Raw genomic sequence first — 18986 nt, forward strand, 5'->3', positions numbered from 1 at the left:
CTGATTGCCGGCGCGCTACGCGCTTGTGCGTATTTACCCCCGCCGGGTGGGCGCGCTCCAATGCGGTATGGATTTTCCGGGCACCCGGGGCATTCCTCATTCCGCATCCTCCCGTCGGCGCCGGACGCCGCTGCGAACGCGCAGCGCGACGGCGACAACGGCGGGGTCTGCGTCCGGGCCACGTACAAGACCAATACAAGGGGGTTTCAGATGACCAACCGTTTCCCGGCGGCAGCGGCGCTCGCCTTCGGCCTGTGCGCCGGCGCCGCGCAGGCGGCGCCGATCAGCTTCAGCACCACCGGTTCCCCGGTGCATACCTATTTCCAGTCCGTCCCTGCCGTCTCCGCCACCGTGCAGTTCGTCGGCCTGAGCGCGGCGCTTGAACTGACGCCGGACGTCGGCCAGCAGACCCGGTTCTTCACCTTCCTCGCCGGGACCGGGCCGGCGGACCCCGGAATGACCGGCATCGAGTACCAGCCGTACTCGCTCGGCCTCACGGTGCTGGGCATCACGAAGTACTTCGAATTCGATCTGGGCGTGCAGGAGATCGCCAACGACCAGTATCAGATCCACGCCTTCGACATGCCGTCGCTCACCTTCGACCTCGGCGCCACCGGCACGCTGACGGTGACGCCGAATGCGTTCTACACCCAGGCGGTGCAATTGCGTGCCGATACGCCGGCCTACCACCTGCGCGACCTGTACGCGACCTTCCTGCTCACCAGCGCCACGGTGACGCCGGTGCCAGAGCCGGACGCGCTGGCACTGACGATGCTGGCCGTCGGTGCGCTGTGGGTGAGCCGACGTCGCCGCGGCTGACCTCACGACCGTGACGGATGGCTCGGAATGTTGACGAAAGTCAAAGAAAACAAGTGGATCGCAGGGGCGATGGCGGACGCAATGCACATCATTCCGGTCACATCGGCTTACACTTATGTAAGAAATATTCCTACACGCGGACAGCAACCGCGGGCGCTGCAGCATTCAGGAGTCAGGTCATGAAAGCCACACAACGTCGCCGCAGCCAGCCTCGGTTGCGCACCTTGGTTGCCAACCTGCGCAACGGGTATGGACTCATGGTCGGGGTGGCAAGCCTGCCACTGCTGATGTCGCCATCGGCCTGGGCGCAGGCGATCAAGGCCGATGGCCAGACCTTGACCACGGTGACGACGGCGGGCGCGGTGACCGATATCCGCACCGGAACGGTGTCCGGCAACACCGGCTTCAACTCGTTCAAGAGCTTCAGCGTCAACGCCGGCCACACGGCCAACCTGCACGTGCCGGGCGGGGCGCTGAACCTGGTCAACATCGTGCGCGACACGCGCACCGACATCCACGGCACGCTGAACGCGATCCGCGACGGGCGCATCGGCGGCAACGTCTATTTCGCCAATCCGCATGGCTTTGTCGTCGGTGCCGGCGGCATCGTGAACGTCGGCGCGCTGTCGGTGAGCACGCCCACCCAGGGCTTCGTCGATCGCTTCTTCACCGCGCCGGGCGTGGTCGATGCCGGCGCGCTGGGCCAGCTGCTGAACGGCACGGCGCCGCTGTCGTCGGCAGCCATCCGCATCGACGGGCGCATCAACGCGATCGACGCGGTCGAACTCGCGGCCGGCACGGTGAGCGTCAAGGGCGCCGTGCTGACCGGCGCCCGCTTCGAAGGCCAGGCGCCCGATTTCACTGACGTCGTCAATGCACAGGGCCTGGCCATCGGCAGCCGGGTGGTCGAGCGTGCAGGCCGCATATATATAGCGGCAGCCGAGGACATCGAGATCGCCGGCACGCTGGATGCGCGCGGCGGCAGCGGCACCGACGGCGGCGACATCCGTCTTCGTGCCGGTCGCGACATCGTGGCCGACATCGACGCCATGGTGACGGCGGCCGGTGACGGCGACGACTCGGACGGCGGCCGCATCGATTCGCTGGCGCAGCGCAATGCGGTCATCCGCAGCGGTGCGGTGATGGACGCCAGTGCAGGCACGCGCGGCGACGGCGGCTTCGTCGAGTTTTCGGCGAAAGACACGGTCGAGCTGGCCGGCGGCCAGTTCTATGCCGACGGACGTGGTGGCGGCGCGGCCGGCCTGGTGCTGATCGACCCGCTGAACATCGTGCTCAGCCAGAACCTGCTGCGCGGCGCCTCTGCCTACAGCGGGGTGCCAGGGGGCGCGGACAGCGGCGTCACCGTCAATGGGGCGAACCTGCTGCTGCAGGCGACCCACAGCATCACCGTCAACGACAACATCGTCGTATCCAGCCGCCTGGTCGGCAGCGACCACGTGAATGGGGTGTCGACCGGCCACTCGGGCAACATCACCTTCGAGGCACCCAACATCCTGCTCAAGTCGGGCAGCAAGGTATTGGCGCATGCAGAAGGTACATTGCCGAACGGCGACCCGATCCGGGGCGGTGACGTCACCTTCACCGCGCACAAGGTATCGTCGGTCAGCATCCTGGGCTACCGCGAAGCCAGCGCGTCGATCGAGCTGGATAACGCGACGGTCAGGGGCCGCAACGTGTCGATGACCGCATCGACCGACGTGCAGAACCGCTGGGTTTTCGACGAGGGCAGTTTCGAGCAGAACGCCGCCAACTTCGCCACCGAGGGGGCCACCGGCCTGCTGGGCATCGGCGCCACGCTGCTCGGCCTGAACATCGTGCATTCGCAGGCGGTCGGCACGTCGACCATCACGCTGAAGGCCGGCTCGGTGGTCGAGGCCACGCAGGATCTGACGCTGCTCGCCGACAACCTCACCTCGGCAGGCGCTGCGCCGGACACCGGCATCAGTGGCCCGGGTACCCAGGTGAACACGCCGCTGGGTCTGGGCGCGCTGTATGCGCGCAACAGTTCCACCGCCACCGTGGACGTGAAATCGGGTGCCACCGTGCGCGCCGCCAATCTCAACGTGCGCGCCAACAACGACGCCACGCTGGAAGCGTCTGTCGAAGCGGCCGACCCGGGCGAGGACGCCAGCTCGCAGATGAGCTTTGCGCTCGGCCTGACCTTTGCCGACGTGCGCGCAAACGCGACGGTCGAAGCCGGCGCCACCGTGCAGGTGTCGGGCGACGTGACGGTGGCAGCGACCAACCGCAACACCTTCGCCAATTCGGTCACCGCCTCGCTCGGCAACGAAGGCAAGGCGGCCGCCGCGATCGCGGTCAGCCAGCTGTCGTCGGAAGCGAATGCGTCGCTGAACGCCAACGTGGCCGACGCGACCAAGGTGCAGGTGCTGGCGATCAACGACAACACCTCGAACGCCACCACGGCCGAGGCCAAGGTCGGCACCTCGCTGAACGACGCCATCCTCGACGCGGCGAAGGAGAAGGCCAAGCCGATCACCGACACCGGCGGCTTCATCGAGGAAAAGCTGTGGGAGAAGCTGCTCGCCGGTGCCGAAACCGACCAGAAGGCGCAGAAGCCGCAATCGACCTCGCTGCGCGTCGGTGGCGCCATCGCCTGGGTGGACAGCGACGCTTCGGCCTCCGCGAGCATCGGACCGAACGCCAACGTGCATGCCAGCGACCGCGCGGTCGTGGCGGCACGTACGCTGGGCTCGGACATCCAGGTGATGGCGGAGGCCTCCGCCATTTCGCAATCGAAGGACCGCGCCACCGGCAACACCGCTCGCAACACCTTCTCCGCCGGCATCGCCATCGGCAACTTCAGTCACGACGCGCTGGCCACGATAGGCCGCAGCGCCACTGTCACCGCACCGCGCATCGCGGTGGCGTCCGACGTCATCATCCCGGTGCGGGAGTCGCTGATCACCGGCGGCAGCTTCACGCGCTGGGACGGCCTGTCCACGGTGAAGGACTGGTTCAACGACCTGAGCGGCATCCTCGACGTGTTCAACGGCGCTTCGGCCGCCAAGTCCACGTCCGACAACTCGAACAACGCGATCTCGCTGTCGGGCTCGTTCAGCCTGCTGCAATTCGACCACGCAGCGAAGACCGAGGTGCAGGAATCGGCGAAGCTCAATCTGACCGGCAACGCCAGCGGCGCCTGGACCGCAAGTTACGAAACCGTGGCCGACGACAGTTCGACCTCGGAAGACGAACAGGTGCTGCAGGACTGGTCCTTCGGTGCGCCAGCCGACATCAGTGCGAAGCGCGATGTGACGCTGCTGTTCCACGGCGGCCACTTCCTGCCCGGCAGCACCGGTGGCGGCAGTGGCAGCAAGGGCCTGGGCATGGCCTATACGCAGGAGATCCTGAACGGCGACAGCCTGGTGTTCGTGCGCGAGGGCGCCGCCATCCAGGGCGTGACCGAGAGCGTCAGTGGCAGCACCGCCGGCCAGCGGAGCTACACCGTGACCGGCACGCGCGCGACCGACGAAGTAAAGATTGCTGCCGAGGGCAAGGACCTGGTCATTTCGCTGGCGACGATCGCCGGCTACGGATCGAGCTTCGGCATCAATGGCTCGGTGTCCATCGTCGAGGTGACGAACAACACGCGGGCGCTGGTCGACGATGAAGCCACGCTGCGCGCCGGCACCCTGTCGATCACCGCGCTCGACGAACCGGTGCTGTGGTCCATCGCCGGCGGCTTCAACAAATCGGAATCGGCCGGCGTCGGCCTCGGCATCGCCTATAACGGCGTCACCGGCACCACCGAGGCGCTGGTTGGCGACAACGACAGCGAGGCGCTGAACGAAGGCGACACGCGCAGCAGTCAGCGCAGCATCACGAATGCCGTCATCCAGTCCGGCGACGTGACGGTGGAGGCGCGCGCCAGCGGTCGCATGGAGGCGATCGCGGTGACCGGCGCGGTGGCGGTCAGCGGCAGCAGCAGCGAAAGCAGTTCCCAGGGCGGCTTCTTCGGCAGCATCAAGAGCAAGTACGAAGAGGTGCAGACCAAGATCGCCGGCATGGTCGAACTGAAGCCGACTTCGACCTCGAAGCAGGGCAATACCAGCAGCCAGGGCACGCAGTCCAAGCCCAGCTTCGGCCTGTCGGCAGCCGGCAGCGCGGCGGTCAATGACGTGACGCTGGTGACGCGCGCGAAGCTCGCCGGCGTGACGGTCGATCAGGCGGATGGCGGTACGGCGGCGACGCTGACCGTGCTCGGCGTGTCTGACCTCGACATCGTCACCGCCTCCGGTGCGGCCGCCTTCACGCGCGCCAACAACCCGAGCCAGAACAAGTCGGCCGCGGTCACCGGCAGCGTGTCGGTGAACCTGATCGACAACACGGTCGAAGGCCTGGTCGAGAACGCTGACCTGAACAACACGCAGGACGTGACGGTGCAGGCGCTGGCCGGCGGCGAGCAGCTGTCGATCGCCATCGGTGTTGCCGCCAATGCGAGCAGCAACCAGAACCAGAGTTCGTACTCGCTGACCGGTTCGTTGTCGCTGTCGATCATCGACAACACGATACGTGCGGCGCTGAATTCGACCGATCTGACCGGCGCGGCCGGCAGCGGTCGCGCGCTCGACGTGACCGCCTACAACCGCATGTTCATCGGCACTGGCGGCGGCACGCTGGCGCTTGGCGGCAAGACCGGCGCTGGCGGCGCGGTCACCTATTCCGACGTGGCCAACGTCGTCACCGCGGAGATCGCCGCCGGTTCGGCGGTGAGCGGCGTCGACAGCGCGGCCGTGCGCGCATTCAACGCGACCGAGATCGGCGCCGGTGCGGCGCACGGCCAGGCGTCGGCGTCGAACAACGCGAATTCGATCGGCGGCGCGGTCGTCATCACCGAGATCGACAACGACACGACGGCGCAGATCGTCGGCCTGTCCTCGGTCACGGCCACTGGCGCGGTCGACGTGCTGGCACAGGACCGCGGCGCCGACGCGGCGCTCGAAGACACGATAGAGCCGGGCAACCAGCGCGAGAACACGGTCAAGGGCCTGGACTACTGCGGCCGCAGTGGCGCCGGCGCCACGCCCAGCGGCAACTGCATCACCTCGGTGGCCGGCATCCTGCAGGTCAACATCGGCAGCAACAGCAATGCGGTCGGCGCTTCGTTCAACTGGAGTTCGATCGACAACGACCTGACGGCCAAGGTCGAGGACTCGAAGGTCGATGTCACCGGCTCCGCCGGCCGGCTGAACGTGAAGGCGGAATCCGACGTGCTGATCACCTCGATCGCGGTCGGCGTCGGCGCGTCGAGCAAGGTGTCGGGTGTGGGCTCGGTGTCGGTCAATTTCATCGACAACGATCTGCTGGCGAACGTCAGCGCGCCGCAGGGCAACACCGCCTTCGACGACGTGTCGGCCGCCAGCGTCACGATAGAGGCGAAGGACCGCTCGCGCATCGACACGCTGGCCGGCGGTTTTTCGGCCAGCATGAACAGCGTGGCCATCGGCGCCTCGGTTGCCTATTCGGAAATCTTCAACACGGTGCAGGCGCAGATCGACCGCGCCCATGTCGACGCCGCGGGCACGCTGACCCTGACTTCGCTGTCGGATGCGCGCATCCGCAGCCTGTCGGTGGCCGGCGGGCTGGCGCTGGGCAGTTCGCCAGCGGTCAGCGCGTCGATCTCGGTGAACTTCATCGGCAACCGGACCGAATCGACGGTCGATGACGCGCTGCTGGAAGACAGCGGTGACGGCAACACGGTCACGGTGAGCGCGACCGACAGCTCGCGTCTGCAGTCGCTGGCCGGTGCAGTCGCTGTGGGTATCGGCGGCAGCGCGGTCGGCGGTGCCTTCGGCTACAACAAGATCGGCAACACGACGCTGGCCTCGATCGATGGCGCCACCGTGCGCAATGCGTCGGCGCTGAGCCTGACCGCACTGGAGACGGCCACCATCGAAACGCTGGCGCTGGCCGCTGGCGGCGCGCAGAGCGTGGCGCTGTCCGGTTCGATCACGCTCAACCACATCGGCATGTATGCCGGCGACACCAATGCCGGTGGCGAAGGCGGCAACGTCACCACCGCCGAAATCGTCGGCAGCACGCTGGAGAACGTCGACAACGACTCGGCCATCACGCTGCAGGCGTCCGACACATCGACCATCAAGTCGCTGGCCGGTGCGGCCGCCTTCTCGGGCAATGCAGCGGTGGGCGGAGCGGTCGGCGACAACTGGGTGCGCAACACGGCGAAGGCGCGCGTCCATGACAGCACCATCGGCGGCGCGGCGTCGTTGACGCTGACCGGCAGCAACACGGCACTGATCGAATCCGGGTCGGTCGCTGGCGCCGGTGCGGCCACCGGTGCCTTTGCCGGTTCGGCATCGAGCAACCGTACCGACAACAAGACGGTCGCCGAGGTCACCGGCTCCGACATCAGCGGCGGCACCGCTGCGGTGTCGGTCAACGCGGTCGACAGCGCGCGCATCAATGCGCTGGCCGGCGCAGTCGGCATCAGCGGCTCGGCCGGCGTCGGCGCCGCCATCGCGGTGAACAAGATCGCCAATTCGACGCACGCCACGGTGTCCGGTCTGAAGAGCAGCGGCTTCGACGTGACCAATCTGATCCTCAGCGCCGATTCGCTGGCGACGATCAAGACCGCGGCAGTCGGTATCGGCGGTGGCGTCGATGTCGGCGTTGGCGGGTCGGTGGCGGTCAACCTGATCAACTCCGACACGCGCGCCGTGATCAAGGAAGGCGCCGACATCGAGGCACGTGACAACGTCGCGGTGCTGGCCGAGTCGGACGACAGGATCACGGTGCTGGCCGGCGCGGCCGGCATCGGCATCACCGCCGCCGGCGTCGGCGCGTCGGCCACGGTAAACGAGATCGGCGGCGCGACCGAGGCAGCGATCCGCGACAGTTCGGTGGCCGCACGCGCCAAGCAGGGCAGCGGCGTCAGCGTGAACACCGGCGAGATCGGCGGCGTGAACCTGCGCGCCAGCATCGACCGGATGAACCAGAGCGGCGGCGGCTATTCCTCGTCCAACCCCTTCGTCGCGCCCGACCTCGTCGCGTCGCGTACGCGCGAGAACGTGCGCGGCATCGCGGTCAATGCGACCGCCACGCACCAGACCACGACCGCGGTCGCCAACGTTGCCGGCGGCAGCTTCGCCGGTGTCGCGGCGACCGTGAGCATGAACATCATCGGCGGCGAAACCACCGCCACAGTGACCGACTCGGTACTCAACGGCGGCGACAACAGCACGGCCAGCAATGCGCAGGCGGTCAGCATCAAGGCGGCGGACCATGCCTACGGCAACACCTTCATCGGTTCGATCGCAGTCGGTCTCGCCGGCGTCGGCGCGTCGGCCGACGTGAACGTGTTCGATCGCGATACGCGCGCCGGCGTCAGCGGCAGCACCAGTTCGGTCACCGCCAAGGGCGCGGCGACGGTGAAGGCGCGCTCCAGCCAGGGCGTGTCGTCCATCGTCGTCGGCGCCGCCGGCGGTGCGGTGGCGGTGGTCGGCAGCGGCTCGGTCGCCAAGTTCACAAGCACCACCGAAGCCTATTCGGACGACGCCGTCTGGCGCGTCGGCGCACTCGACATCCGCGCCGACCACGATTCCGTTTTCCTGGTGGCCGGTGGCGGTCTGGCGGCCGGCGGCGTGGCCGGTTCGGGCACCTTCGCGGTGGGCCTCGATACCAGCACGACCGAAGCGCGCGTCGACGGCGGCGGTATCGATGCCGACGGTCAGGTCAACGTGATGGCCGACAGCTCGACCGAAATGCGCACCTGGGCCATCGGCGGCGCCGGTGGCGGTGCGGCTGGCATTGCAGGCGCGGTGGCGGTCGGCATCATCGACAGCACGACCAACGCCGAGGTGGTCGACAGCCGGGTCGGCAGCGCAGCGGACCGCAGCGGCGGACTGGCGGTGCAGGCGACCGACAGCGTGGTGACCGAAAGCCGCGCCGGCGTGGCCGCGGTCGGCGGCATCGGCGGTGCGGGTGCGGGTGCCTCGGTGACCAAGGTAGACAACACGACGACGGCCACCATCCAGGACAGCAATGTCCACGTCGACAACGACATCGCGGTTACCGCGCGCGCCGAGCGCAATCTGTCGAATGCGGCAGTCGCCGCGGCGGCCGGCGGCACCGTCGGCATCGGCGGTGCGGTCGCGGTCACGGTGATGAATGCCGGCCTGAGCAGCGACGCGTCGGGCGAGGCGGACAAGGACAACAACGGCACGCTGAGCAAGGCCAACGCCTTCTCCAGCGGTGACCAGCTCAAGACCGGTGATGACGAAGGCAACATCAGCACCGGCAGCAACTTCTCGCAGTCGGACATCACGCGCATCAACGCCAGCGGCAAGGTCGCGGCCAAGGCCGACGTCAATGCCGCGCCGGATGGCTCGACCCGTGCGACGGTGGTCGATACGGCGAACACCGCAGCAAACACGCTGCGCGCCGGCGGCAATATCCGCATCACGGCGTCCGAGAAGGACAAGGTGGACGTGCTGGTCGGTGGCGGGGCGCTGGGCGGCATCGCCGGCGTCGGTGCAGCGGTCGGCGTGCTTGACGTGCGTCACGACGTGCGCGCGACGACCGACGGTGCGATCACGCTGCGTGCCGATACGGGCGACATCGAGCTCGACGCCAGCACCGGACGGCTGGAGGCCGGCACGGCGGCCGTGAACGTGAAGAGCTATCAGGCGGCAGGCGGTCTGGTCGGCGTCGGCGCGGCGGTCGCGACGGCCGATCTGGCCAATACCGTCGTCGCCAAGCTGGGTGACGGCACCCAGGCGACCGTCGGCAGCGCGGCCGGCGACGTGCGCGTGCTCGCCGGTGATGCGATGGACGCCAGTGCGCACGCCGAAGGCTACGCGGTGGGCGTGGTCGCCGCCGGCATCGTCATCGCGCGCGCCGACAAGGCTGGCAGCAGTACGGCGCAGATCGGCGAAGCCGATACCACCACTCAGGCGGCTGCGACTTCGGTCACCCTGGGCGGTGGCGCGCTGGCCGTCGAGTCGACGCGCAGCGACGCCGTCAGCGCCAGTTCGAAAGCGGGCTCCGGCGGCGTGGCGGCCGGTTCGGGATCGGAAGCGACGGCCAGCGCCACCGGTGCCGCACGGGCGGCCATCGCCGACCGGGTGACGGTCAATGCGCCGGGTTCGGCGATTTCGGTCGCGGCGCGCAGCACGCCGAAAGTCAGTGCGGTCTCGCGCGGCTATAACGGCTCTCTGGCCGTGTCGATCGGCGTGTCGCTGGCGGAAGCAACGGCGGCCACACAGTCCTACGCGACGATGGGGCGCAACAACAGCATCACCGCCGGCAGCCTGTCGCTGAACGCCGCGACGCTGCTGCCGACGCTGGGCGAAACGGCCTACTCGTACGCGAACGCCACCGGCGGCTCGCTGCTGGTCGGTGCCAACGGCAGCGATTCCTGGGCTGGCAGCACGGCGCTGGTGAACGCGACAGTGGGCGGCAACAACAGCTTCGCCATCAGCGGCAGCACCAGCCTGAACGCGTCGAACCAGACGCGTCAGACGGCGGAAACCAGCGGCGTCACGATAGGCGGTCTGCTGGCCATCGGCGCCAATCTCGCGTCGGCCAACGCGGGCTCGGTCACGCTGGCATCGATCGACAACGGCAACACCGGCAGCGTCGGTACGGCGCTGTCGGTGGTGGCGACCGGCCATGACCAGACCTATGCCGACGCCGAAGCCGGCTCCGGCGGTGTCATTGCCGGCGCCGTCGCGGTGGCGTCGACGCGCAACCTGTCCAGTACGCAGGCGCTGCTCGGTGGTGGCACGTCGACGTCGGCGCTGAGCACGGCGACCGACGGCCGCATGGAAGTGCGCGCCGATCACATCGCCACCTTCAATTCGCGCGTCGACTCGCTGTCGGCCGGCGTCGTCGGCGCCAGTGGTGCGCAGGCGCGCAACGACATCGATGCACGCGTGGTGGCCGGCGTCAAGGCCGGTGCCAACCTGCGCACCTGGGATCTGGACGTGCTTGCGCTGAACCAGACGCGCAAGCCCTGGCTCGCCGAATTCAACGTGTTCGCCGGTGCCGGCGGCCTCGCCGGCGGTGCGGCCGGTTCGAGCGAAACGACGGTGGACAACATCACGCTGGTCGAGGTGGGCGACGGTGCGCGCGTGCGCGTACTCGGCGACGAGGACGACCCCGGCCGCACCAACTTCAACGCGGTGTCCGACGTGATGCTGCGCGACCGCGCCAAGCTGGAGGCGGGCGGTGCGATCAGCGCCGCCGACGCCGAGGCGAAGGCCTGGCTGAACGCCACGCCGCTGACGCCATCGGCGGACAACATCGGCCGGACCGAAGCGCGCGTCGGCAACAACGTGGTGATCGACACCGTGGGCGACTTCAACCTGGCGGCGCGCGATGTGGCCGACGTCGAGGTGCGCGCCAATTCCAAGACCTGGGGCCTGGCCGCCTACGCCGACGGCTACTCGCTGTCCGACCTGCGTGTCCGTTCGCGGGCCTCGGTCGGCAGCGGCAGCGACATCCGCGCGGATGGCTTCATCAACGTCGGCGCCGGGCGTGATGCCAATGGCGCGCGCAACACTTTTTCCACCGTTGCGACCGCCGACCTCTACAACAACGCGGCGGTACCGATCTCCAGTTCGGACTGGGGTGCCGACGCACTGCTGAATCAGGACAACCAGATCACCATCGCCGGTACGCTGCGCAGCGTGAAGGACGTGAACCTGAGCGCCGACAAGGGCTTCGGTCACCGCGTCGACGGTCAGGGCGTGGCGCGCGACCTGTACAGCCAGGCCGCCAGTGCGGTCGCCAGCGGGGTGAGCAATCTGTTTGGCGGCGGCGACGTGTCGATCGAGCAGAACAGCGGCCGCAGCATCGAACAGTCGCGTGCCGGCGTGTCGGTGAGCGGTCTGGTCGATGCCGGCATCCAGAACCAGCAGCTGATGACGATCAACGAAAGCGGCAGTGGTTCGCCGACGCTGACGCTCAGCGTGCAGGTGCCGCGCGAGGGGCAGGGGGCGGAGTGCCGTACGCCGGGCACCGCCGGTTGCACCTATGACACGGTGACCAAGCAGTACTGGATCACCCGCTCGGACGGCATGGAACTGCCGACGCTGAGCGTGGAGAACCTGCAGGACAACCTGCGCACGCGCATCAATGCGCTGAAGGAGATCCGCGGCAACTACCAGGGCACGACCAGCACCGGCGCCGACGCCAGCAACCCGGAAACGGTGGCCGCACTGACCGCGGAAATCAATTTCCTCGAACAGCAGATGGCCGACCTGTTCCCGGCCGGCGGCGCCAACGCGTCGATCGCCAACGCGGCCTTCATTGTGATGCCCGAGGTCGATGCGCGTGGCGGCAACATCAACGTGATCGGCGACAACCTTGCCGGCAACGGTCGTCTCAATGCGCGCGGCGAAGCGAAGATCGAAATCATCAACAACAGTTCGGCCTTCCTGCGGACCGATGAACTGATCATCCCGGAGGACGCGACCGGCCGCCTCACGCTGAACGGCGTCGCCATCCTGAACACGCCGGGCAGCAACCCGACCACCGGACAGATCAACGCCGCGCTGAACGATCGCAACCAGGGCGGCACGGCCGCCTTCACCAGCGTCGGCATCGCGCCGAACTCGCCGGCGCCGTCGATCACGGTGCGCAACACCTATGTTCCGGCCGATGGCGATACGCGCGCACCGGATATCGAGGTGGTCGGCAACATCAGCAACCTGCTCGGATCGGTGACGCTGGAGAGCGAGCGCGGCAGCGTGCTGGTGCAGCCGAAGGACCCGCTGAACCCGCTGACCGCACCCAATATCCAGGCGGCAGACATCAACATCACCGCCGGTCGCGACTTCGTGTTCAGCTCGCCGTCGGCCTTCTATCACACCGCAGGCAATCCGCGCGACATGTGGGGCGGTACGCGCACGCCGAGCGGCAACAGTGGTGGTCTGGCCAACAACTACGAGGACGGCACCGCGTCGTCCGGCTCCAGTACGGAAGCGCGCAACGGCACCGGCGGCCCGACCATCGCCGGCAACAACATCTTCATCAGCGCGCGCTACCTGAACATCAACGGGCTGCTGCAGAGCGGGCTGCCGGACCGCAACATCGTCATCGGCGACAACGCGCGGGTGAATCTGAACATCGGTCCGTACAAGACGGCCACGACGCTGGCGGAGGCAAAATCCAACTACGACGCGCTGGTGGCGGCGGGGATGAAACCGTCCGATCCGCGCTTCCGCATCAGCAACACCGAAGGCAACATCGTGGCCTTCTTCAATGCGGAACTGAACCGCGTCGAGCTGGAACCGGTGAAGGTCGAGGGGGGCAAGCTTGAACTGTTGGGCGAGATACTGAACACCGGCGGTGGCCGCATCGCGGCGATGGACGGCTACGGCCGCTTCAACATCGACAACCGCAGCGGCTACGACATCGTGATCACCGGCCTCGATACCGGCAACGACATCGAAGGCAAGGTGCGCATCACCGATTACCTGCGTCGCTGGGATCCGCTGGCCAACGGCGGCCAGGGCGCCATCGTCACCAACGCATCGCAATCCAGCACGCAGACGCTGGCTTATTACAACAGCCTGACGCCGGTGACGCGCGAAGTCACCCGGCTGGGCAACGCCGTCAAGACACGCGACCTCATCACCACCACCGATGCGCAGAACAAGCTGAAGGAGGTCGAGGTCGAGCACTACGACGACGTGGCCGGTCGCAGCACGGGATACGCGCCGGTGACCGGACAGACCTATACCTGGGTCACCGGTCAGCGCAACACGACCAATACCTACTCGCGGTACGAGAAGGAAACCAAGTTCTGGTTCTTCCCCGGCAGCTGGTCGCTGGCCGATCGCACCGCCTACCGCAGCTGGGACGATCCGACGCCGCTGTCCGAGGGCGAGTACACGAAGATCGACACCGGCATGGGCAACACGACCTACCGCTACCAGCGACGCGACGTGACCACCGCGTTCCGCTCCTGGGATCGCGAGGATTCGGAGTGCTCGGCCTTCCTCTGCATCTGGAAGTGGCATACCTACGAGGTGTGGACCGAAACCGGCTCCAAGCGCTACAACACGCACACGGTGAAGGCCGACCACTCGATCCCGATCAACTTCATCGGTTACGACAGCGGCCAGGTCGACATCCGCAGTCGCGCCGACATCATCTTCGCCGGCAGCCTGACCAACCGCACCGGCACGACGACGGTGGACGCCACCGCCGGCAACGGCCTGCCGGGGGGCGCCATCACGGCGGAAAGCGTGCGCGGCGTCATCACCGCGCAGAACCTGACCCTGCGTGCCGCCGACGGCATCGGCAACACGCTGACGCCGCTGCAGATCGACATGCTGGGCACCGGCGCGGTGACGGCCATCAGCGCGCACGGCGACATCGGCCTGCGCGAAATGAGTGGCGACATGCGGGTGAGCGAAGTGCGTACCGACAACAGCGGCCGCGTGTTCCTGCAGGCCGACCGCGACATCGTTGCGGCCGGTAGCGGCAACGCGGTACGCGTGCAGGGCGGCGGCGTGGAGCTGGTGTCCAGCTCGGGCCAGATCGGCACCGACGCGCAGGCGCTTGTGGTGCAGACCCAGGCCACCGCGCAGGGCGGTCTGAGTGCGACCGCCAGCGGCGACATCCATCTGATGCAGCCGGACGGCGACATGCAGCTGGACAAGATCGAATCGCAGTCGGGCGACGTGACGCTGACCGCGCTCGGCGGTCGCATCACCGACGGCAACCGTAACGAAACGCGCGATACCCGCGCCGAAGCCGAACTCGACGCGCTGTGGAACGACCTGCGCCTGCGCGAATCGGATGGCGCGGCCGACAGTCTGGCCGACGCGCTGAAGGGCCACCGCTCGCAGATCAGCCGCGAGTACCAGGAGTACTGGTCGCTGCGCAACGTCGAACTGATCGAGGATCCGCAGAACGCCGGCAGCTTCGTCTATCGCGCCGACAGCTACAACGCGGCTACCGCGTCGACGCGGCTGCGTACGCTGCACGACAAGCTGAGCGGACTTGGCATCTCGCTCGGCAGCACCGGTGCCAGCTACGACAGCAGCTTCAGCTACGTCGGCTCGGCCGCGACCGACACCGTCATCGCCGGCATGTCCGACGGCACCCATGTGTGGACCGACAACCAGGTGCGTTACGGCGTCAGCGCGGCGATCTACAACAAGTCGACGTCGGACACCGAAACGCGCGTCGAACAGCCCAATGTGGTCGGTCGCCACATCGTGCTGAACGCCAACAGCGCCAATGGCGGCGTCGGCCGCGACGAGGGCCAGTTCACCGTCAGCATCGCCAGCCTGACCGCGCTCACGCCGGATCAGCGCCGCGCGCTGTCGGCGGCCGAGGCTGACGACGTGGCGATCGACACGGTGGCCAAGACCGCGACCGTGCTCAAGCGCGACGACGTCGACATCGCCACCACGGCGGGAGGCTCGGTCACGGTCAATGCACGCGGCCACGTCTTCCTCGGGGCTGACGATTACGACCGCAACGGCACCGTGCTGCCGGGCGACATCAATCTGGTGTCGCTGGATGCGACCGGCGGCGGCGTCGATTTCAGCAAGACGATCCGGCTCAAGGTGTCTGGCGGCATCGTCGATGCCAGCACGACGAACGCGCCGAACCTGCGTGGCGGCAGCACCATCATCGAAGCGGGCAGCGGCAGCATAGGCAGTGCAGCCAGGCCGATCACCCTCGATCTGGGCGAGGCGGCGACGCTGACCGCGCGCGCGTCGACCGGCATCTGGCTGAACGAGATGAGCGGTTCGATGCGGGTGGCCGAAATGTTCGCCGGCAGCGGCGGCATCCATCTGACGAGTGCCGGCAGCATCGTTGATGCCAGCGGCGCCCAGCGTGCGGTGGCCATGCAGACGGCCGCTGGCGACATCGACCTGGTGGCGCTCGGCGGCAGCATCGGTGCCGACGGCCAACCGCTGCTGATCGCGCAGGGTGCGGGCGGGCTGGTCAATGCGCAGGCCAGCGGCGACGTGCATCTGTCCGGTACGCGAGCGGTCGAACCGGGTCTGTCGCCGGCGCTGACGATCGGTACTGTCAGTGCCGGTGGTTCGATGTCCCTCGCCGCACCGGTCGGCGATCTGCGTCAGACCGGCGACGCCGAGGCAGTGGGTGATATCGCGGTGCAGGCAGGGCGTTACCTGATGGACGACGGCACTGTGCTGCGCGCCGACAGCGGCACCATCGCGATCGACGCCACCGGCGACGTCGTGGTCGGCCGTATCGAGGCGACGAACAACGCCACCGCCGACGCCATCCGCATCACGACCGGCAGTCGAATCCTTGATGGTGGCGACATCGGCACCTGGGATCTGGTCGCGGCCACGCCCGGTGCCGGCGTGACGCTGGATGCCGCCGGCGGCGTCGGCAACGCAAGCTGGAACAACGGTTCGCCGCGCGCGATCGCCGATGCGCTGGAAACCGATATCGCGAAGATCGACGCCATCAGCACCGCCGGCGGCGTGCACATCGACGAGCGCGACGACATCGAGATCGGCCGCATCGAAGTCCGCGACGACGCCTGGGTACGTGCCGCCGGCGACATCGAGAACGGCACGGTGTACGCATCGCGCGGCAATATCGACCTGCTGTCCGGCGGCAAGGTGACGGTGGTTGACGCGACGGCGGACCTGGGCAGCACGACGGTGATCGCCGAGGACGACATCCTGATGGACGCGGTCACGGCAGGCAACGGCGTGACGCTGGAGTCGAACAACGGCAGCGTCAGCGTGTCGCGCATTACCGGCGACATCCTGTCGCTGTCGGCGAAGAACGATCTGAACCTCGGCACGCTGAGCGTCGGTCGCTCGCTGTTCTTCAATTCGCAGTCGGTCACTGCCCGCATCCTGCACACCCGCAACGACGCACCGCTGGCAATGCGCGCGGTCGGTCGTGGCGGCGTGCCGGCGCGCTGGGTCGACCTGACCATCAACAGCGAGGTCGGCGTGCGCTTCGACCGCTTCAGCGCGCTCGACGCCGAGGTCACGATGGAGCGCGGCTTCCTGCGCATTGACCAGGGCCGCATCGAGAACCGCGCGCGCTTCATCAACCCGGTCAGCAATGTCTACATGGACAACCTGACCACGGTGGTCGAACCGGCCGACGTGCAACTGCATCACCCGGGCAAGGTGTTCGGCAACATGCTGCTCGACGAGTGGCTGCTGGTGACCGACCCCTACGTCGTGATGCGCGATCCGCTGCACGAAGTGGTGATGAACACTGTGCTTGATTACAGCGGCCGCGAGCAGTCGCGAGAACTCATCGTCACCCGCGTCAATACGCCGGACAAGCAGTCGGCAGCGGGTCAGGTGCCGCAGATCGCGTCGGTATCGATCAACGTGCCGCTCGACATTCCGGCCGTGAATTCCGGTGAGGAAGAGAGCGAAGAAGAAGCCGAGGCCCGTCGTCGGGCCGAAGAGGAGGTTGTCGAGTGAGTCGTGCTCAGCGTCGGACGAAGGTGGGACAGGGCGCTGCATGCGCACTGGTTTCGGCATTCAGCCTGCTGCTGCCGCTGCAGGCGGACGCGCAGGCGGTGCCGCAGATTCCGGCGGCCGCCGACCCGGGCGTGATCCAGGAGCGTTCGCGCGACATCGAGCGGCGACTGCGCGAGGAGCGCGAGCGGCGTCCTGACGACACGCCCACCATCGACGACGACGCGCTGAAGCCGGCGCCGGTCAAACCGGCGGCGGGTGCGCGTTTCATGCTCCGGCGCATCGATTTCACCCGCTCGGAACTGCTGGAGGAGGCGACGCTGCGCGGGCTGGCGGCCGGCCTCGAAGGGCGCGAGGTCACGCTGGGCGAGGTGCAGGAACTGGTTGATCGCATCAACGCGCTGTATCGCGACCAGGGCGTGCCGACCGCGCAGGCGGTACTGCCGGCACAGGAAGTGGCCGATGGCGCGATCACCATCAAGCTGGTCGAAGGCCGCGTCGGCAAGGTGGTGATGAGCGGCAACGACAGCACTTCGGAGGCCTTCATCCGCGAGCGGCTCGGCCAGAGGCCGGGCGAACTGGCCGACGTGGCCGCGCTCGAGCGCAGCATGATGCGCTTCAACCGCACCCAGGACGTGCAGTTGCGGGCCGAGCTGAAGCCGGGCGCGAAGTTCGGCGAAACCGATTTCGCGCTGTCGGTGAAGGAACCGCCAAAGCATGAAATGCGGCTGTTCGCTGACAGCAGTGGTAGCCAGGCGACTGGCGTCTACCGTGTCGGCGCCTTCTACCAGAACCGCAGCCTGCTTGGTTTCCGCGATGCGCTGGGCGTCACGTTGGTGGGCGCCGATGGGCACGAGGGCAGGGCGATCTCGTACAGCTTTCCGCTGGGCACGCTGGGCACGCGGCTCACGCTGTCCTGGTTCAACGACCACACGCGCATCATCGACGGCCCCTTCCGGCCGCTGCGCATCCGCGGCGAATCGACGGCGTGGACTGCGCTGCTGCGCCACCCGGTGCTGATCGGTGGCAACTACCAGCTCGACCTGCTGGGCGGCGCGAAGAAGCGCAAGACCGAAAGCTGGATTTCCGGGCGGCTGTTCCAATCGACCGACATCGACGATCTGTCGCTCGGCGTCGATGGCCAGTGGTGGGAGAAGGACCGCATCTGGACCGGCTCGCTGACCTACTCGAACGGCAAGGCCGACCCGATCGACGACATCGTCAGCACATCGTTCTCGATCTGGCGTGGCTCGCTCCGCCGCGTGCAGGATCTGTCGGACGGCTGGTCGGTGCAGAGCAACCTTGCCTTCCAGTACACGCGCGACGAGAACCTCACGTCGAGCGAGCAGTTCCTGATCGGTGGCGACAACAGCGTACGCGGCTACCAGACCGGCCTGTTCAGTGGCGACAAGGGTCTCGCCGCGTCGATCGAACTGCATCACCCGCTGCCGCAGCCGCCGGTGGCGCCAGTGCGCACGGCCGGCTTCCTGTTCCTCGACTACGGCGCGACCCAGCCTTTCCGTCCGGTCGGTTCGACGCGCGGCACCGACACGCTGGCCAGCTACGGCTGGGGCGTGAACGCCAATATCAACGACCGCGTGTCAGCCCGCCTCACGCTGGGCCTGCCCATCCGCGACCGGATCCAGGATCCGCGCAACTACTACGTCCACTTCCAGATCGTCGCGCAGCTGTTCTGAGCGACGGCGCAGGCGC

The 18986-nt window shown here is 67.7% G+C and carries 3 protein-coding genes; all 3 read left to right on the plus strand.

The window, feature by feature from the left end; translation table 11 throughout:
• Positions 1–210: 210 nt before the first annotated feature.
• The 3 genes from WDZ97_RS04280 (at position 211) to WDZ97_RS04290 (ending at position 18970) form a co-directional block, all read left to right on the plus strand.
• Positions 211–819, plus strand: coding sequence for a PEP-CTERM sorting domain-containing protein (locus WDZ97_RS04280; protein WP_425761885.1), 609 nt, complete (start codon positions 211–213; stop codon positions 817–819).
• A 179-nt stretch (positions 820–998) separates the two neighbouring features.
• The gene (locus tag WDZ97_RS04285) at positions 999–17276 is read left to right on the plus strand and encodes a leukotoxin LktA family filamentous adhesin (RefSeq protein WP_425761886.1); all 16278 of its coding nucleotides are present in this window, start codon (positions 999–1001) and stop codon (positions 17274–17276) included.
• Positions 17273–18970: a ShlB/FhaC/HecB family hemolysin secretion/activation protein gene (locus WDZ97_RS04290; RefSeq protein ID WP_425761887.1), complete on the plus strand. Its 1698-nt coding sequence runs from the start codon at positions 17273–17275 to the stop codon at positions 18968–18970. The genes WDZ97_RS04285 and WDZ97_RS04290 overlap by 4 nt, the downstream gene beginning before the upstream one ends.
• The last annotated feature ends 16 nt before the right edge of the window (positions 18971–18986 follow it).

This window comes from Methyloversatilis sp. MC4-4 (genome assembly GCF_049843555.1).
Lineage (GTDB): Bacteria > Pseudomonadota > Gammaproteobacteria > Burkholderiales > Rhodocyclaceae > Methyloversatilis > Methyloversatilis discipulorum_B.

Coding starts and splice junctions, on each gene's coding strand:
- WDZ97_RS04285 (WP_425761886.1), top strand. CDS start 999: ATGAAAGCCACACAACGTCGCCGCAGCCAGCCTCGGTTGCGCACCTTG.
- WDZ97_RS04280 (WP_425761885.1), top strand. CDS start 211: ATGACCAACCGTTTCCCGGCGGCAGCGGCGCTCGCCTTCGGCCTGTGC.